17 protein-coding genes are annotated in these 17,730 nt (G+C 69.9%); 5 read left to right on the top strand and 12 right to left on the bottom strand.

Annotated elements, in window-relative coordinates; translation table 11 throughout:
* Nucleotides 1–6 precede the first annotated feature (6 nt).
* From NQ151_RS09695 to NQ151_RS09730, 8 genes are all read right to left on the bottom strand, one after another.
* Nucleotides 7–1,314 carry a cytochrome b/b6 domain-containing protein gene (locus NQ151_RS09695; RefSeq protein ID WP_353477570.1) on the bottom strand — a complete coding sequence of 436 codons (1,308 nt, stop codon included), beginning with the start codon at nucleotides 1,312–1,314 and terminating at the stop codon, nucleotides 7–9.
* 444 nt (nucleotides 1,315–1,758) lie between these two features.
* On the bottom strand, nucleotides 1,759–2,748 hold the full coding sequence (locus NQ151_RS09700; protein ID WP_257507526.1) for an electron transfer flavoprotein subunit alpha/FixB family protein: 990 nt from the start codon (nucleotides 2,746–2,748) through the stop codon (nucleotides 1,759–1,761).
* 14 nt (nucleotides 2,749–2,762) lie between these two features.
* Nucleotides 2,763–3,539 (bottom strand): electron transfer flavoprotein subunit beta/FixA family protein, encoded by a 777-nt coding sequence (locus NQ151_RS09705; protein ID WP_257527950.1) that lies wholly within the window; start codon nucleotides 3,537–3,539, stop codon nucleotides 2,763–2,765.
* 62 nt (nucleotides 3,540–3,601) lie between these two features.
* Complete coding sequence (locus NQ151_RS09710; protein ID WP_257527951.1) at nucleotides 3,602–4,789, bottom strand: bifunctional 2-methylcitrate synthase/citrate synthase; 1,188 nt, start codon at nucleotides 4,787–4,789, stop codon at nucleotides 3,602–3,604.
* A gap of 7 nt (nucleotides 4,790–4,796) precedes the next feature.
* On the bottom strand, nucleotides 4,797–5,696 hold the full coding sequence (gene prpB / locus NQ151_RS09715) for a methylisocitrate lyase (protein ID WP_257507523.1): 900 nt from the start codon (nucleotides 5,694–5,696) through the stop codon (nucleotides 4,797–4,799).
* Nucleotides 5,696–7,222 (bottom strand): MmgE/PrpD family protein, encoded by a 1,527-nt coding sequence (locus NQ151_RS09720; protein WP_257527952.1) that lies wholly within the window; start codon nucleotides 7,220–7,222, stop codon nucleotides 5,696–5,698. The genes prpB and NQ151_RS09720 overlap by 1 nt, the downstream gene beginning before the upstream one ends.
* A gap of 14 nt (nucleotides 7,223–7,236) precedes the next feature.
* Nucleotides 7,237–7,917, bottom strand: coding sequence for a GntR family transcriptional regulator (locus NQ151_RS09725; RefSeq protein WP_257527953.1), 681 nt, complete (start codon nucleotides 7,915–7,917; stop codon nucleotides 7,237–7,239).
* Between the two features lie 76 nt (nucleotides 7,918–7,993).
* Nucleotides 7,994–8,374, bottom strand: a complete 381-nt coding sequence (locus tag NQ151_RS09730; protein WP_257527954.1) for a hypothetical protein — start codon at nucleotides 8,372–8,374, stop codon at nucleotides 7,994–7,996.
* Between the two features lie 38 nt (nucleotides 8,375–8,412).
* On the opposite strand from NQ151_RS09730, the gene NQ151_RS09735 reads away from it, so the two are divergent.
* Nucleotides 8,413–9,336 carry an ABC transporter ATP-binding protein gene (locus NQ151_RS09735; protein ID WP_257527955.1) on the top strand — a complete coding sequence of 308 codons (924 nt, stop codon included), beginning with the start codon at nucleotides 8,413–8,415 and terminating at the stop codon, nucleotides 9,334–9,336.
* Complete coding sequence (locus NQ151_RS09740) at nucleotides 9,333–10,949, top strand: ABC transporter permease (RefSeq protein WP_257527956.1); 1,617 nt, start codon at nucleotides 9,333–9,335, stop codon at nucleotides 10,947–10,949. Before NQ151_RS09735 ends, NQ151_RS09740 begins: the two co-directional genes overlap by 4 nt.
* Before the next feature lie 31 nt (nucleotides 10,950–10,980).
* Here NQ151_RS09740 and NQ151_RS09745 read toward each other — a convergent pair whose 3' ends face one another.
* The 3 genes from NQ151_RS09745 to rlmN form a co-directional block, all read right to left on the bottom strand.
* Complete coding sequence (locus NQ151_RS09745) at nucleotides 10,981–11,460, bottom strand: NUDIX hydrolase (RefSeq protein ID WP_257507517.1); 480 nt, start codon at nucleotides 11,458–11,460, stop codon at nucleotides 10,981–10,983.
* The gene (locus NQ151_RS09750; protein ID WP_257527957.1) at nucleotides 11,460–12,473 is read right to left on the bottom strand and encodes an aldo/keto reductase family protein; all 1,014 of its coding nucleotides are present in this window, start codon (nucleotides 12,471–12,473) and stop codon (nucleotides 11,460–11,462) included. Before NQ151_RS09750 ends, NQ151_RS09745 begins: the two co-directional genes overlap by 1 nt.
* 68 nt (nucleotides 12,474–12,541) lie before the next feature.
* Nucleotides 12,542–13,786: a dual-specificity RNA methyltransferase RlmN gene (gene rlmN / locus NQ151_RS09755; RefSeq protein ID WP_257527958.1), complete on the bottom strand. Its 1,245-nt coding sequence runs from the start codon at nucleotides 13,784–13,786 to the stop codon at nucleotides 12,542–12,544.
* A gap of 68 nt (nucleotides 13,787–13,854) precedes the next feature.
* Between rlmN and NQ151_RS09760 the strand changes: the two genes are divergently transcribed.
* Nucleotides 13,855–14,328 carry a GNAT family N-acetyltransferase gene (locus NQ151_RS09760; protein ID WP_257527959.1) on the top strand — a complete coding sequence of 158 codons (474 nt, stop codon included), beginning with the start codon at nucleotides 13,855–13,857 and terminating at the stop codon, nucleotides 14,326–14,328.
* A 12-nt stretch (nucleotides 14,329–14,340) separates the two neighbouring features.
* On the opposite strand, the gene NQ151_RS09765 is transcribed toward NQ151_RS09760, so the two are convergent.
* On the bottom strand, nucleotides 14,341–14,691 hold the full coding sequence (locus tag NQ151_RS09765; RefSeq protein ID WP_257507513.1) for a VOC family protein: 351 nt from the start codon (nucleotides 14,689–14,691) through the stop codon (nucleotides 14,341–14,343).
* Nucleotides 14,692–14,764: 73 nt separating this feature from the next.
* Between NQ151_RS09765 and NQ151_RS09770 the strand changes: the two genes are divergently transcribed.
* Both NQ151_RS09770 and NQ151_RS09775 read left to right on the top strand, forming a co-directional pair.
* Nucleotides 14,765–15,667 (top strand): PRD domain-containing protein, encoded by a 903-nt coding sequence (locus tag NQ151_RS09770; RefSeq protein ID WP_257507512.1) that lies wholly within the window; start codon nucleotides 14,765–14,767, stop codon nucleotides 15,665–15,667.
* Nucleotides 15,668–15,853: 186 nt separating this feature from the next.
* Complete coding sequence (locus NQ151_RS09775) at nucleotides 15,854–17,701, top strand: beta-glucoside-specific PTS transporter subunit IIABC (RefSeq protein WP_257527960.1); 1,848 nt, start codon at nucleotides 15,854–15,856, stop codon at nucleotides 17,699–17,701.
* The last annotated feature ends 29 nt before the right edge of the window (nucleotides 17,702–17,730 follow it).

The raw sequence follows: 17,730 nt of genomic DNA on the forward strand, positions 1-17,730 counted from the left end.
CTGCCGCTACCGCCCGCTGACCGTGCCGAACAGCCGCGCGATCGGCGCGACCACGAGCGGCCTCGCGGCGATCCACCCGATCGCGATCGCCACGACCGAGGCGATGAAGATCCAGAACCCGGTCCAGTTGTCCGCATAAGCGGTGGGGTCGACCGACCCCTGCGCGGCGTACATGTGGTTGAGGTTGCGCAGCGCCCCGGTGGCGAACACCAGCGCGACGTGCACGATGATGAACGCGACGAAGTAGAGCATCACCGGGAAGTGCAGCGCGCGCGCCCACTCCACGGGGTAGGCCTGGTTGAGCCGCGCGTTGTTCTTCGGCCACATGCCGCTCATGCGGTAGCCGGTGATGGCGGCCAGCGGCGCGGCGATGAACACCGTCGTGAAGTAGGCCAGCTGCTGCAGCCCGTTGTAGTTGACCCAGCCGTTCTCGGTGGGCCAGTCCAGCGAGACGTACTGGAGCGCCGCCGACAGTGCGTTGGGGAGGACCTCCCAGCTGGTGGGGACGATACGCATCCACTGCCCGGTGGTGAACAGCAGCACCAGGAACACGAGGCCGTTGACCATCCACAGCACGTCGAGGGCCTGGTGCAGCCAGATGGTGAGGCTGGTCTTGCCCTTCTTGTCGCCCCGCGGCGTCCAGAACACCGTCGGCCGCTTCTCGGTGCGGATCTGCAGGCCGGTGCGGATGATCAGCACCATGAAGAACGCGTTAAAGAAGTGCTGCCACCCGAGCCACGCCGGGAAGCCGACAGGCGCCCCCTCGGGCAGGTGGTACTCGCCGGGGTAGGTGACGAGGAAGTCCTGCATGAACTCGAGGCTGAGGAACCAGCGCACGAAGAACACCGCGAGGGCTGCCGCCACCAGCAGGCCACCGCCGCCGACGACCACGATTCCCGCCCACTGCGTGCGGGTGAACGCACCGATGCGCGTGGGCTCCGGCTTCGGCGCCGGGCGGACGGATGCCGCCGCTCCCGGCCACACGGTGCGGGGCACCGTGAGCGGCGGGCGCGGGCCGGTGGGGGACGCGGGGGCGTGTGCTGTGGTTGCGGTTGCGGTTGCGGGCGCGGTAGCGGTAGTTGCGGCCGCCGCCACGAGAGCGCTATCCGTCACCGGTGCGGCATCCGTCACGGGCGCGGTATCCGTCACGGGCGCGGCATCCGTCACGATAGGCCGCGCGACTCCCGCCGGCGGCCAGGGCTCGCCACCCGCGACGCGAGGCAGTCCGCGCCTCAGCGCGACACCGTCCTCGGCATCCGCGGCGACCGTCGCTGGCACGGACTGCGGGGGCTGCGCGGGCTGCTCGGGTGTCACGTCCGCACGCTCTGCGGCAGAAACACCCGCCATAACCGACACCGGAGCGGCTGCGGGAGCCGCGGCAGCGGGAGCCGCGGCAGCGCCCGCGGGGGGCCAGGGCTCGCCACCGGGCACCCGCGGCAGGCCGCGCCGCAGCGCGCGCCCGGCCGACGCCGGTTCGGGTGTCACTTCGTGTCGCTCCGCGGGCGCCGAAGCGGCAGCAACTGCCACCTGAGCGTCGCTTGTCGCCGCGGGCGCCGGTTCAGGTGTCACTTCGTGTCGCTCCGCGGGCGCGGGGGCGGCAGCAACTGCCACTTCCGCGGCGGGCGCGGCCGGGGCGGGCGTGGCCGGGGCGGGCGCGGCGACACCGACGGGCGCGGCACCGGCGGCAGGCCACGGCTCACCGCCGGCCACCCGCGGCAGGCCCCGGCGCACGGTTCGCCCGTATGTCGCCATCGCGCGCTACGCCTTCTTCGACTCGAGGGCCGCGATCAGTTGCGGCACGATCTGGAAGAGATCGCCCACCACGCCGAAGTCGGCGATCTCGAAGATCGGGGCGTCCGCGTCCTTGTTGATCGCGACGATCGTCTTCGCGGTCTGCATTCCCGCCTTGTGCTGGATCGCCCCGGAGATGCCGAGAGCGACATACAACTGCGGGGACACCGACACACCGGTCTGCCCCACCTGGTACGAGTACGGCACGTAGCCGGCATCCACTGCGGCGCGCGACGCGCCGATCGCGGCGCCCAGCGTGTCGGCAAGCTGCTCGACGAGCGCGAACTTCTCCCCCGACCCGAGTCCTCGGCCGCCGGAGACGACCTTGGCCGCACCCCGCAGTTCCGGACGCGAGGATGCCACGACGGCCTCCTCGAACGAGTCGACCGTCGCCGCGGGGGCACCCGACGGCGTGACCTCGAGCGGCGAAACGGCAGGAGCTGCGACCGCCTCGGCGCGCGCATCGATCGCGCCCTGACGCACCGTGATCACGTAGGCGCCGAACGTCGGCGCGGACGTGACGCTGTAGGCCCCGCCGTACACCGAGTGCTGCGCGAGCACGCCCTCGTCGTCACGGGCGACGCCGATGGCGTCCACGGCGAGCGCGCGCTTCGTGCGGGCGGCGAACCGGCCGGCGATGTCGCGGCCCTCGATCGAGTTGGAGACGAGCACCGCGTCGGGCTGCACGAGGTCGGCTGCCGCGACGAGCGCGTCCAGGAACGGGATCGTCAGTGCGTTGTCGGCGCCGCCGAGCCCGGCCGTGAGCACCGCCTGCGCGCCGAGGTCACCCGCGGCGGATGCCAGTGCGTCGTGCCGCTCGGGTGCGGCGACGATCAGCGCCACCGGGGTGCCGATCGCGGCGGCCGCGCCCAGCAGGCCGGCCGCCGATTTGGCCAGCTCGCCGTTCGGCATGACGTCCAGGTGGACCAGGATCGAATCTGCTGCAAAGTCGGTCACGATTTCCGATCCCCTCACGCCAGCCGGTTTTCGATGAGGAACGCGGCGAGCCTCTCGCCACCGTCGCCCTCGTCGATGATCTTCACGCCCGCCGAACGCGGCGGCTTCTCACTGACGGCGGTCATGATCGACCGTGCGACGGTGTCCACACCGGCATCCACCTCGAGGTCGGCGAGCGACAGGGTCTCGAACGGCTTCTTCTTGGCCGCCATGATGCCCTTGAAGTTCGGGAATCGCGCGTCGGGCAGCGCCTCGGTGATCGCGATCACGGCGGGCAGCGGCGCGGTGACGCGCGCGTTGCCGGCATCGGTCACCCGGGTTCCCGACACCGACGTCTCGCCGATCTCGACCGCCGCGAGGGCCGTCGCGTGCGGCACGCCGAGGTGCTCCGCGATCATCGCGCCGATCACGCCGCCGGAGCCGTCGGTGGACTGGTTACCGGTGATCACGAGGTCGAAGCCGGTGCGCTTGATCGCCGCGGCCAAGGTCTCTGCCGTCAGCCCCAGGTCGGCGCCGGCGAGTGCCTCATCGACGACCTGCGCGGCGGATCCGGCGCCCATCGCGAGTCCCTTGCGGATCGTCGCAGCCGAAGCCTCCGGTGCCATCGACAGCACCACCACCTCCGTGCCGGGGTGGGCGTCGGCATAGCTCAGCGCCACCTCGAGGGACCGCTCCCCGATCTCGTCGAGCACACGCTCGCTCGCACCTCGATCGGCCAAACCCGTCTCCGGGTTCAGCTTGCGGTCACCATAGGTGTCCGGGACTTCTTTGACCAGCACGACGATCTTCATTGACTCTCCTCAGGCGTGGATCGACTCTATACAATCCGAAAGCACACGGATGACGCGCCGGTTCAGTCGGCCGCTTCCTCCGGGCGCTCCGCCACCTGCAGCGTCGCGGTGTCGGCCACATAGCCGTCGATGTGCCGCTCATCGGGACCGGTGTACAGCGACAGCGGTCGGATGAGGGCGTTGGATGCCAGCTGCTCGCTGATGTGCGCGGTCCACCCTGTCACTCGGGCCGCAACGAAAAGCGGCGTGAAGGTGATCGTGTCGAACCCCATCAGGTTGTACGCCGGACCGGACGGGTAGTCCAGGTTCGGGTAGATGCCCTTGCGCGCCACGAACTCCGACTCCAGCGCGTCGTAGAGCGCGGCGATGTCGGGGCGGTCGTAGAAGACGACGAGCTCGTCCAGCGCGGCCTTCATCGTAGGCACGCGCGAGTCGCCTCGTTTGTAGACGCGGTGGCCGAAGCCCATGATCTTGCGCTTGCTCGCGAGCGCCTCGTCGAGCCAGGCCGTCACGTTCTCGGCCGCCCCGATCTCGTCGAAGATGTGCAGCACGGCCTCGTTCGCGCCGCCGTGCAGCGGGCCCTTCAGTGCCCCGATCGCACCGACGACGGCGGAGTACAGGTCACTGAGAGTCGAGGCGATCACCCGTGCGGTGAAGGTGGACGCGTTGAAGGAGTGCTCGGCGTACATGATCATCGAGCGGTTGAACGCGTCGATGACGACCGGGTCGGCCTCTTCCCCGAAGGTGAGCCACAGGAAGTTCGCGGCGTAGTCCAGATCGTCCCGCGACGCCACCGGCTCCAGCCCCCGGCGGCGGCGCTGGCCGTACGCGACGATGGCGGGGAGGGCGGCGAACAGGCGGATGCTGCGGGCGAGGTTGTCCTCGGCGTTGCCGCTGGCATCGAGCACCGAGCCGGTGCCGGCCAGATCCACCGCGCCCAGCAGGCTGACGGCGGTGCGCACCTCGTCCATCGGGTGCGCGTCCAGCGGCACGAGGTCGATCGCGGCCTTGACGTCCTCGCGCAGCACGCGGTGGGCGCGTTCGGTCTCGCGCAGCTCGGCCAGCTGCGCCTCATCGGGCAGTTCACCGGTCCACAGCAGGTAGGCCACCGCCTCGAATGGCTGGGTCGCGGCCAGCTCCTGTACCGGGTAGCCGCGGTACAGCAGGCTGTTGGTGTCGGGGTTGACCTTGGAGACGGCCGTGACGTCGGCGATGACGCCGGCCAGTCCCTTTTTGATGTCGTCGCTCATGGGGTGCTCATTTCCGGATCTCGAAGGTGAAGACGTTCGTGTCGAAGTGGTTGTATGCCTCGTAGTCGAGCAGGTCGTACAGGTCGGCGCGGTGCTGCATCTCGTCCAGCTTGCCGGTGAGGTGCCCCTCTGCGGTCAGCGTATCCAGTGCCCGCCCCGCCGCGCCCATCGCGATGCGCAGCAGCGACACCGGCCAGATCACGATATTCACTCCCACATCGCGCAGCTGGTCGACGGAGAACAGCTCGCTCTTGCCGAACTCGGTCATGTTGGCCAGGATCGGCACGTCCACGGCGCCGCGGACGGCCTCGAACTCTTCCAGGGTGCGCATCGCCTCGGGGAAGATCGCGTCCGCCCCGGCATCCACGAGCGCCTTGGCGCGGTCGATCGCGGCATCCAGCCCCTCGACGGCGCGGATGTCGGTGCGCGCCATGATGAGGAAGTTCGGGTCGCGGCGGGCGTCGGCGGCGGCGCGGATGCGCTTGACGGCGGTGTCCTGGTCGACGACTGCCTTGCCGTCGAGGTGCCCGCAGCGCTTCGGGTTGACCTGGTCCTCGATGTGGGCCCCGGCGATGCCGGCATCCTCGAGGGTCTGGATCGTGCGGGCCACGTTCATCGGCTCGCCGAACCCGGTGTCGGCGTCGATGATGGCGGGCAGGTCGGTCATGCGCGCGATCTGCTGCCCGCGGCCGGCGACCTCGGTGAGGGTCGTCAGCCCGATGTCGGGCAGCCCCAGGTCGGCGCTGAGCACGGCACCGGAGATGTAGACGCCCTCGAAGCCCTTCTGCTGGATCAGGCGCGCCGAGAGCGGATTGAACGCCCCGGGGAAGCGCAGCAGCTCCCCGGAGGCGAGTCGCTCGCGCAGCACCCGCCGCTTCTCGGCGGCGGAGACAGCGGAGTACAGCATCAGAACAGCCCCTTCGGGGCGGGCGCGGCCAGCAGCAGGCCAGGCTTGGCGACGATCGACAGCTCGCGCACCTCGTCGGCACCGAGTTCGGGCAGTCGCTGCACGAGGTCGAGGAACCGCTCGATCTCTTCCGGCTCGAGCACGGGCACCGCGAGCAGGCGGAACTTGCGGATGTAGTCCTCGCGGGCGAACGGACGCGCACCGAGCGGGTGGGCATCGGCGACGGCGATCTCCTCTTCGATCACGGTGCCGTCGGTCAGGCGGATCTCCACGCGGCCGCCGAAGGCCTTTTCGTTCGGGTCGTCGGAGTGGTAGCGGCGCGTCCACTCGGCGTCCTCGGCCGTGGTGATCTTCTGCCACAGGGCCACGGTGTCGGTGCGGGCGGCGCGCTCCGGGGCGTAGGAGTCGACGTGGTGCCAGCCGCCGTCCTGCAGCGCGACGGCGAAGATGTACGGGATCGAGTGGTCCAGCGTTTCGCGCGACGCGGTCGGGTCGTACTTCTGCGGGTCGTTGGCGCCGGAGCCGATCACGTAGTGCGTGTGGTGCGAGGTGTGCAGCACGATCGACTCGACGTTGGCCGGGTCGGCGACCTCGGGGTGCTCGCTGTGGAGCTTGCGAGCCAGATCGATCCAGGCCTGCGCCTGGTATTCGGCCGAATGCTCCTTCGTGTACGAATCCAGGATCGCGCGCTTGGGCTCGCCGACGCCGGGCAGCGGCACGTCGTAGGCGGCATCCTTGCCGTCGAGCAGCCACGCCACGACGCCGTCTTCGCCTTCGTAGATCGGCGACGGGGAGGTCTGCCCGCGCATCGCGCGGTCGACCGCTTCGACGGCCAGCTTGCCGGCGAACGCGGGGGCATAGGCCTTCCACGTGGAGATCTCGCCCTTGCGCGACTGCCGCGTGGCGGTGGTGGTGTGCAGCGCCTGACCGACCGCCTGGTAGATCGTCTCGACGGGCAGGCCGAGGAGGGTGCCGATGCCGGCGGCGGCCGAGGGGCCGAGGTGGGCGACGTGGTCGATCTTGTGCTTGTGAAGGCAGATCGCCCGCACCAGGTCGATCTGGATCTCGTAGCCGGTCGCGATGCCGCGCACCAGCGCCGCGCCGTCGGCGCCGACGTGCTGGGCGACGGCGAGGATCGGCGGGATGTTGTCGCCGGGGTGGGAGTAGTCGGCGGCCAGGAACGTGTCGTGGTAGTCCAGTTCGCGCACCGCGACCCCGTTGGCCCATGCTGCCCACTCCGGGCTGGTACGACGTTCGAGCGCGCAGCCGAAGACGGTTGCGCCGGCACCGCCGACCGAGACGGCGTGATCGAGGGCCTGCTGGCGGGCGGCGCTGACGGGGGCGCGGGTGAGGGAGGCCGCGGCGACGGAGGCGTTGTCGATGATGCGGTTGATGATCATGTCGACGACCTCGGAGTCGACGGCGACCGGGTCGGCGGCGACCTCGGCGATGTGCCAGGCCAGCTGGCCCTCGCGGGGAAGGTCCTCGTCGCTGCGGTGGACGCGGAGGTGGTGCGTGATGGTCATGGTGGGTCCTTTCTCTACAGCGCGGGATGCCGTGCTGCGAGGCCGTCGTCGAGCGAGGCGAGAATGCTCTCGAGTGCGTTGTGCAGGTGGATGTGGGTGGCGTGGGCGGCCAGCTCCCGGTCGCCCTCGGCGATCGCGGCGGCGATCAGCCGGTGCTCGGCGACGGATGCCGCGAGTCGGTCGGGGTTGTCGCGCGCGAGCCGACGCACCCGCACAAGGTGGGTGCGGGTGGTGCGCAGCGTCGCGGTGAAGTAGTCGTTGGCGACGGCGGCGTCCAGCTCGGCGTCGAAGCGCGCGATGAGCGCGTAGTAGGCATCCGCCCCGCCGGGGGCGACGAGGTCGACGGCGGCGAAGTCGCGGACGAGGCCGGCGAAGACGGCACGGTCGCCGCGTTCGGCGGCGATGCCCGCGGCGGTCTCCTCCAGCGCGCGACGCAGTTCGAACAGGGCGCGGATGTCGTCGGGCTCCACGGCGGTGACGACGGTGACCCGCGGCGACTGCTGCGCGACGAGCCCGTCGGCGGCCAGGCGCCGGAGGGCCTCGCGCAGCGGGGTGCGGCTCACGCCCAGCCGGGCGGCCTGCTCGACTTCGCCGAGCACGGTTCCCGCCGGCAGCGCGCCGGACTGGATCTCCTCGAGCAGCGTCGCGTAAGCGCGTTCGCCCGCCCGCGCCTGGATCACGCCGTCGGTAGCCATCCCAGCAGTGTATACATACCTGCACCCTTGCGCCTAGTCGAGCCCAACACGGGGCCATTGCGTATACAGAGGGCCGTCACGCCCGGCCGCCCGCGACCCACGCGGTCGCCGTGACGCTGACCGGCCCCGCCCCCAGTTCCCCGCGAGCCCGCTCCAGGATCCGGGCGCGGGTCGGCGCGTCCAGCGACGCCACGAGCGCACCGGCCGGCGAAACGCCGAGGGTGTAGGGCTCCCACCACTCCTGGATGCTCGCGAAGGTCGACCGCACCGTGAGCTCCCCGCCCTGCACCTCGCCACAGCCCGCGTCGGCGAGCAGCGCCTCAAGCTGTCCCGCTCGCGTGCCGGCGCGATCCTGCTCCCCCACCGTGATCCCCAGCACGGCGCTGGCCGCGCGGAAGAACACCGACTGCGGCGCACGGTCGCCGCCGAAGTCCCACCCGCCCCGCGCCGTGGGCACTATTCCTCCCGCAGTGGAGCGGATGTAGCTTGTCCGCCATGAACGCCGTCGTCCAGACGCATCGGCTCACGAAACGCTACGGCCAGGTGAAGGCACTCGACGGGCTGGACCTCACCGTCGACGCCGGTCAGGTGCATGGTTTCCTCGGGCCCAACGGCGCCGGAAAGACCACCACGATCCGCATCCTGCTGGGCCTTGCGCGCAAGACCTCGGGAACGGCCTCGGTTCTCGGGGGCGACCCGTGGCGCGACTCGGTCGCCCTGAACGCCCGAATCGCCTACGTGCCGGGCGACGTCGCCATCTGGCCGAACCTCTCCGGCGGGGAATCGATCGACTTCCTCGCTCGACTGCGCGGCGCCCGTCGCCGCGATCGCGCCTACCGTGCCGGCAGGGACAGGCTGCTCGAGGCGTTCCAGCTCGACCCGCGCAAGAAGGGCCGCGCGTACTCCAAAGGCAACCGGCAGAAGGTCGCCCTCATCGCAGCATTCGCCGTGCCTGCAGACCTGTACATCCTGGACGAGCCGACCAGCGGCTTGGATCCGCTGATGGAGGTGGTGTTCCGCACCGAGGTGCAGCACCTCAGGGGCGCCGGAGCCACTGTGCTGCTGTCCAGCCACATCCTCTCCGAAGTCGAGCTGCTGTGCGACCGTGTCTCGATCATCCGTGCCGGCACCGTCGTCGAGTCGGGCACGCTCGCAGCGATGCGACACCTGACGCGCACCGAGGTGTCGTTCGAGGCCCCCAATGCGGATGCACTCACCGTCCTCCCCGCCGCGCATGACGTCACCTACGACGCCGGTCGCGCGCGGTTCACGGTGGATTCGGATGCCGTATCCGGCGTGCTGCCGCGGCTCGCGGCGCTGCACGTCACCGGCCTGCGGGTCAACCCACCGTCGCTTGAAGAGCTGTTCCTTCGGCACTACGGAGACGATGCGTCCCCCACCCGCGAGCCGCCCTCATGAGCGCGCTGCTTCGCCAGCGGCTACAGCGCGACCGACTGCAGCTGCTGTTGTGGATCCTGGGCACGGCCGCACTCGCGGCATCCGCGGTCGGCGGGGCCGAGCAGTCGTACGGCACTCAGCGCGATCGCACCGAGGTACTCGCCGCCGTCATGGCCAACCCGGTCATCCTGCTGTTCCGCGGACTCCCCTCGGGCGCTGACCGCGAGGCATTCACGCTGTTCCTGATCCTGCCGTTCCTGGCGCTCATGGCAGCGTTCATGAGCACCTTTCTCGCGGTGCGGCACACACGGATGGAGGAGGAGTCCGCCCGCGCGGAGCTCGTAGGCGCCACCCCCGCAGGCCGCATCGCGCCACTCGTAGCCACCATCGTGCACGGCACCGCGGCCGACACGGCACTCGCGCTCGTAGTCGCCGTCGTGTTCCTCGGCGCCGGCTTCCCGCCCCTCGGTGCGCTCGTCGCGGGGGCCGCTGCGGGCGCCGTCGGGTTGTCGTTCCTCGCCGTGGGGCTGGTCGCCGGCCAGCTGCTGCGCACATCGCGGGCTGCCAATTCGCTTGCCGTGTGGGTTCTCCTCCTCACGTTCCTGATCGGCGGTGTCGGCAATGCGCTCGGCACGCCCAGCGACGACCTGCAGAGCATCACCAGCTCGTGGTTGACGTGGCTTTCGCCGTTCGGCTGGGCTGAGAACACCCGCCCCTTCGCCGACGATGCGCCGTGGCCGCTGGCACTGTGCCTCATCGTGGCGGTCGCGCTCGGCGCGGCTGCCGTCGCGCTGCAGTCGGCACGGGATGTCGGTGAGAGCCTCATCCCGCAACGGGCAGGCCGCGTCGAGGCCCGAGCACTGCTGTCCTCCTCCACGGGGCTGGTGTGGCGCCTCACGTGGAGCTCACTCGTCGGCTGGTGCATCGGTGGCCTGGTGACGGGGCTGCTGGCCACCAGCCTCGCCTCGGTCATCGATCGGGTCGGTACCCAGATCCCCGCAGTGGAGGCCGTCATGGCCGCGCTGTCGAAGAACGGCAGCCTGCAACAGGGCATGGTGGTCATCTTCTTCCTGATCGTCGGCGTGCTCGCAGCATGCGCGGCCGTCCAAACGGTGTGTCGAGCCCGCCAGGAGGAGGCGCGCGGCACGGCAGAAGCTGTGCGCGCATCGCCCGTCGGCCGCGTGCGCTGGCTGGCCGACTACCTCCTCGTGGCGTTCGCCGGCGTCGTGCTCGTCGTCGCCAGCGGGGTGCTCGGCGCCGTGCTGGGGGTAGCCGGCTCCGCGACGGATCCGACCTTCCGCACCGACCTCGTGCGCGACGCGGCGGTGTCCGGCGGCGGGCAGATCGCCGCCGCCTCGGTCTACCTCGTCGTCACCGCGCTTGTGTTCGTCCTCGCGCCCCGGTGGACGATCGGCCTGGGCTGGACGCTGGTGCTCGCGGGGGTGGTGCTGGGCCTGTTCGGCGCACTTTTCGGCCTGCCCGACTGGGTGGTGAGCATCTCGCCGATCGCCGACGTGCCTGCCGTCAGCGGCGACACGATCGACGTCAAGGGGCTGTGGTGGCTCATCCTTGCATCGGTCGCCGGGGCGGCGGCATCGCTCACGCTCATGAAGCGACGGGAGCTCGCCGCATGACGGCGAGATCGACGGGGACGCACGGTCGGCGCTACGCCCCCGCGTCGGCGAGGCGCTCCGCCAGCGCTTCGAGCGCGGGGCGCTGACCCTTCACGAGCCGCTGGGCCGCGGCATCCATCGCCACCCATTCCGCGCGATCCACCTCGGGGAAGCGGGCGGTCTTGCCCGACCGCGGGGGCCATTCCATCTCGAACTCGCCGAAGACGAAGTCGGATGCCGCAAACGCGCCGCCATCCGCGACGAACACCGTCACGCGTTTTCCCGACGAGTACGGATACGTGCCGAGTTCGGCATACGGCCCCTCCGGCGGGTCGACCCCCAGCTCCTCACGGAACTCGCGCGTCGCGGCATCCAGCGCCGATTCGGCGTCGGGGTCGTACTCACCCTTGGGGATCGACCACGCACCGGCCTCCTTGCTCGCCCAGAACGGACCTCCCATGTGGGCGATCAGCACTTCGGGCCCGGCGCCGGAGAGCCGGTAGAGCAGGAGGCCGGCGCTGTGGATGCTCATCAGGTCAGGCGAGCCTTCGGCGACACCTCGTAGGTGTCCGCGGGGTCCGTCTCGGCCACACCGGCGAGGGCGTCGTCGATCGCCGTCATCGTGTCGGCGTCGAGGGTGACGCCCGAGGCCTTGACGGAGTCCTCGAGCTGCTCGGGGCGCGATGCTCCCACCAGCGCAGCGGCGACGTTCGGGTTCTGCAGCACCCACGCGATCGCCAGCTGCGGCATGGTGAGGCCCGCCTGCTCGGCAACCGGCTTGAGCTTCTGCACGGCGGTGAGCACGTCGTCGTCGAGGAAGCGCTTGACGAAGCTCGCGCCGCTCTTCTCATCGGTCGCCCGCGAGCCCTGCGGCACCGGCTGACCCGGCAGGTACTTGCCGCTGAGCACACCCTGAGCCATCGGCGACCACACGATCTGCGAGATGCCCAGTTCCTGGGAGGTCGGCACGACCTTGCCCTCGATCACGCGCCACAGCGCGGAGTACTGCGGCTGGTTCGACACCAGCTGCACGCCCAGGTCCTTGGCCAGCGCGTGGCCCTCCCGCAACTGCTCGGCCGTCCACTCCGAGACGCCGATGTACAGCGCCTTGCCCTGCCGCACGATGTCGGCGAAGGCCTGCATCGTCTCTTCCAGCGGAGTCTCGTAGTCGTAGCGGTGGGCCTGGTAGAGGTCGACGTAGTCGACGCCCAGGCGTCGCAGCGAACCGTGGATGCCGTCGAAGATGTGCTTGCGGCTGAGCCCGTGGTCGTTGGGACCCTTGCGGCCGATCGGGAAGTAGACCTTCGTGAAGATCTCGAGGCTCTCGCGCGACTGCCCCTTCAGCGCTTCCCCGAGCACCACTTCGGCTGCGGTGTTGGCGTAGGTGTCGGCGGTGTCGAACGACGTGATCCCGAGATCGAGCGCCTTGTGCACCGTGGCGATGGCGGCGTCGTTCTCGACCTGCGACGCGTGGGTGACCCAGTTGCCGTAGGTGATTTCCGAGACCTTGAACCCACTGTTGCCGAGATAGCGATAGTTGACCATCAGAGAACGCTACCCCCCGACGAGGCAGGCCTGTGCGGGAGTAGACAGCCCGCAGCCGGCGGTGTACGTCAGACCTCGACGGGGACGTCCTCGGCGGCGCGCTCGTCGTCTTCGGTGGCCACCAGCTGCCCGCAGGCACCGTCGATCTCCTTGCCGCGGGTGTCGCGGAGGGTCGTCGGCACGCCGGCGTCGTTGAGCCGGCGCACGAACTCGTCCTGCACGTCCTTGTCGGACGAGGTCCAGATCGAGCCGGGGGTCGGGTTCAGCGGGATGGGGTTGACGTGCACCCAGCCACGGCCGCGCGCGTTGAGCTTTTCGGCGAGCAGGTCCGCGCGCCAGGCGTGGTCGTTCATGTCCTTGATGAGGGCGTACTCGATCGACACGCGGCGGCCGGTCTTGTCGAAGTAGTTGCGGGCGGCGTCGAGGGCCTCGTCGACCTTCCAGCGGGAGTTCACCGGGATGAGCTCGTCGCGCAGCAGATCGTCGGGGGCGTGCAGCGACAGCGCGAACGTGACCGGGATGTCCTCCTCGGCGAGCTTGCGGATCGCCGGCACGAGACCGACCGTCGAGACGGTGATGCCGCGGGCGCTCATTCCAATGCCGTGCTTCTTGTCGACCATCGTGCGCACGGCCTGCATGACGCGGTTGTAGTTGGCCAGGGGCTCACCCATGCCCATGAAGACGATGTTGGTGACGCGCTCACCCTCGTGGCCCACCTTACGGGGATCACCCAGGTCGCCCTCGGCGATGAGGCGGTTCGCTCGTACGATCTGGTCGACGATCTCGGCGGCCGACATGTTGCGGGTCAGGCCCGCCTGGCCGGTGGCGCAGAACGGGCAGTTCATGCCGCAGCCGGCCTGGCTCGACACGCACAGGGTGATGCGGCCGGGGTAGCGCATGAGGACGGACTCGACCAAGGCGCCGTCGTGCAGCTTCCACAGGAACTTGATCGTGTCGCCCTTGTCCGTCTCGAGGCGACGCACCTCGGTCAGCAGCGGCGGCAGCATGCCGTGTACGAACTCCTCGCGGCCGGCGGCCGGAAGGTCCGTCATCTGTGCGGGGTCGGCGGTGAAGTGCGTGAAGTAGTGCTTCTCCAGCTGGGCGGCGCGGAAGCCCGGCATCCCGAGCTCCTTGACCTTCTCGACGCGCTGTTCGGGCGTGAGGTCGGCCAGGTGCACCGGCGGTTTGCCGCGCTTCGGGCTGGCGAACTGCAGCAGCGGCCTGCCTTCGGCGTCCTTCTGCTGCGACCATCCCTCGGTCGTCGGACGCACCTGCCGCGGTTTGGTGGCGCGCACGGGGGAAGAGTCGGTCATCCCTCCAGGGTACGCGTGCCATCTGGACGGATGCTCGATCCGCGGTTCGGCGGCGTTAGCGTGGAGGGGTGAGTGACGACGGAATCGAGATCCGCGACATCCGCCCCGAGGATGCCGGTGAGGTGCTGACCCTGCAACGGGCGGCATTCGTGCAGGAAGCGATCATCTACGGCGCCCCCGACATGCCCCCGCTGACCCAGACGCTCGACGAGTTGACCGCGGAGCTCGCGACCAACCTCGGCTGCGTCGCCCTGGCCGGTACGCGCATCGTCGGCGCGGTGCGCGCGCGGCGCGATGGTGACCTGCTGCTGATCGGCAGGCTCGCGATCGCCCCGGACCAGCAGGGCAGCGGCATCGGCACGAAGCTGCTCGCGGCGGTCGAGGAGCGCGGCCGACAGGTCGGCGCGACGACGGCGGAGTTGTTCACCGGGTCGCTCAGTGAGGCGAATCTGCGCCTGTACGAGCGCGAGGGCTACCGCGAGTCCGAGCGCGTACCGGGCGAGGGCTCCGATCAGGTCTTCCTGCGCAAGCCGCTGGCCTGACCCCCACCCGGCTCAGCCCGCGGGGGCGCCCAGGTACAGCGGGTTGCCGTCGACATCGCGCACCTGCGCGACCCGCTCGTCCCACGGCATGTCCGCCGGCACCTCCACCGACGTACCGCCGGCAGCCAGCGCCGCCCGATACGCCGCGTCCACGTCGTCGACATAGAGCCAGAGCGCCACGCGATCGGATGCCACCACCTGCGGCTCCAGGCCGACCGCCAGCGCGCCGGCGCCGACCGCGAGCGAGACGTACACGTCCTCGAAGCGGTAGGTCACGGTGGCCCCGAACGCCCGCTCGTAGAACGTCACCAGCGATGCCAGGTCGGCGGTGCGCAGGATCGGAAACAGGCTCCTCACCGTCATGGCGACACCCTACGCCCGCGGGTCATCGCGGCACACTCGGGTGCCGCAAAATCCCCCCGTCTAGAATCTGGCCATGAGCACCGAACCGAAGCCGATCGCGGCGAAAGCCGTAGTCGCGCACAAGGTGCTCAACAACAACGTGGTCATCACGGTGGATGCCGCCGGCACCGAGCGGGTCCTCATGGGTCGCGGCCTGGGTTTCCAGGTGAAGCCCGAGGACATCATCGACCCGGCCAAGGTTGAGAAGACCTTCGTGCTCGACGGCGGAGCCGACGGAGAACGCGAGCGCCAGATCCTCTCCGACGTGCCGTATCCCGTGATCGAGGCGGTCACCCGCGCCGTCGACGAGGCGGAGCGGTCGCTCGGTCACCACCTCGGCCGGCACCTCACCGTGGCTGTGATCGACCACATCCAATTCGTGCTGGAGCGGCTGGCTCAGGGGATCCGCATCCCCACGACTTCCATGCCGGAGCTACGGGTGCTGCATCCGCAGGAGTTCGCCGCCGCCACCCGCATGGCCGCTTCGATCAGCGCGGCGCTGGAGACCCGTCTCCCCGACGAGGAGGCCGTGTTCCTCACGATGCACCTGCTCAACGCGACCCGCGATGAGCCCAACGGCACCGCAGCGCTGCTGTTCCGCCGCGTGCAGCACGTCGTGGCGACGGTGGAGGCGGGGCTCGGCGTCGACCTGAACGTCGAGAGCCCCGACTACGCGCGGTTCATCCTGCACGTGCAGTTCCTGCTGCAGCGGCTGGTCTCCCGGTCGATGCTGCGGGGCAGCGACACGTCGTTCTTCGAGTTCGCCAAGCACAGCTATCCCCGCTCGTTCGCGATCGCGGAGCGGGTCAAGGGGTACGTCCGCGAGGCGACCGGGTCGGAGCTGACCGACGAGGAACTGCTGTACGTGATCGTGCACGTCGAGCGTCTCGCCCAGCACGTCTCGCCTGGACCCACCCAGACACCCGTGCTACCGTAAGCGACGCAGGGCGGTGACGCCCTGTGGACGTCTTCGGATTGTTACCGCGTCAGCGGGCAAAACCTGAGCTCACATCGCCGGAATCGGCGGTGAACGAGTTCAGGTTTTTTTGTTGCCCGGAAACACCCCGTCGACCTCCCCGAGTAATGGATGCCGCAGAGCTGCGGCAGAAGGAGAGCCGGTCCGATGGACTACTCAAAGACCGCTGCGGGCGTCCTCAAGGGCGTCGGCGGGGAACAGAATGTGCAATCGGTGGTGCACTGCGCCACCCGGCTGCGCTTCGTCCTGAAGGACGAGGCCAAGGCCGACACCGCCGCGATCAAGGCCACGCCCGGCGTGATCACGACGGCTCAGGCCGGCGGTCAGTACCAGGTCGTCATCGGCAACGACGTGCCCGAGGTGTTCGCCGAGCTCGGCAAGATCTCGAAGCTCGGCGGCGGCGGGACACCCGCGCAGGATGCCCCGAGGGGGAACCTGCTCAACCGGTTCATCTCGATGATCTCGGCGATCTTCACCCCGCTGCTGTGGGCCCTCGCCGGCACCGGGCTGCTGAAGGCCTTCCTCGCCGCCGCCGTCACCTTCGGCTGGATCGACACCGCGACGTCGACCTACACCGTGCTCAACGCACTGTCGGACGCGTTCATCAACTTCCTGCCGCTCGCGCTGGCGTTCACGGCGGCCCGCTACTTCAAGGCATCCGAATTCACGTCGTTCGCGATCGCCGCGGCGCTGCTGTACCCCACGATCACGCCGCTGGTGGGTGCGGCGGACCTGACGTTCTTCGGCATCCCCTTCACGATGGTCAACTACGTCTCCAGCGTGATCCCGATCATCATCGTCGTGTGGCTGCAGAGCCACGCCGAGAAGTTCCTCTACGCCAAGCTCCCCAGCGCCGTGCGCCGGTTCGTCACTCCGATGATCATCGTGCTCATCGCGGTGCCGCTCGTGTTCGTCGTCATCGGACCCATCTCCGCCATCCTCAGCGGCTGGATCGGCACCAGCATCGGCTGGGTCTTCGCGACCGTGCCGTGGCTCGGTGGCGCCCTCATGGGTGGCCTGTGGCAGGTGTTCGTGATCTTCGGCCTGCACTGGGGCCTCGTGCCGCTGTTCAGCCTCGAGTACCAGACGACCGGACAGATCCTGCTGACCGCGCCCGTCTTCGCGGCCGTTCTCGCACAGGCCGCAGCCGTCGCCGGCGTGTGGGTGCGCACCCGCAACAAGCGTCTGAAGTCCCTCGCAGCTCCCGCGACGCTGTCCGGCTTCCTCGCCGGCATCACCGAGCCCGCGATCTACGGCATCAACCTGCCCCTCAAGCGCCCGTTCGCCTTCGGCATCGTCGGCGGTGTCCTCGGCGGCGCGCTGATGTCCGCCGGTGGCGTCTTCTCCACGAGCTTCGTCGTCCCGTCGGGCCTGGCCCTGCCCGCGCTGTTCGGCAACGGCAGCATGGTGCTGCTCGCAATCGGCCTGGGCGTGGCGATCATCGTGCCGTTCCTGCTGACCGTGATCGTCGGTTTCAAGGACCCCGAAGAGGATGCCGTCATCCCCGCCGAGAGCACGGATGTCGCCGTCCTGAGCCCCCTCGACGGCACCGCCGTGCCGCTGTCCCAGGTGCCCGACGCTGCATTCGCCGAGGGCGGTCTCGGTCAGGGCGTCGCGGTCATTCCTCGCTCGGGCGCCGTGTACGCACCGTTCGACGCGGTCGTGGTCGCGGCCTTCCCGACCGGTCACGCGGTGGGCTTGCGCCACGATGACGGCGCGGAGCTGCTGATCCACATCGGCATCGACACCGTCAAGCTCGGCGGGCAGCACTTCTCGCTCAAGGTGACCAGCGGCCAGGAGGTCAAGGCGGGCGACCTGCTCGTGGAGTTCGACCTCGACGCGATCGCCGCCGCCGGTTACGACCTCACGACCCCGGTCGTGGTGACCAACGCCGATCTGTACCCGACGGTCGGCACGCCCGCGACCGGCCCGATCGCCCACGGCGACCCGCTGTTCTTCGCGATCGCGGAGCAGCCGGCACTGGCTGCCAAGTAACCCGCGCGGCATCCATTCCTCCCCGGCGG

The organism is Microbacterium sp. zg-YB36 (assembly GCF_024623575.2).
Classification (GTDB): domain Bacteria; phylum Actinomycetota; class Actinomycetes; order Actinomycetales; family Microbacteriaceae; genus Microbacterium.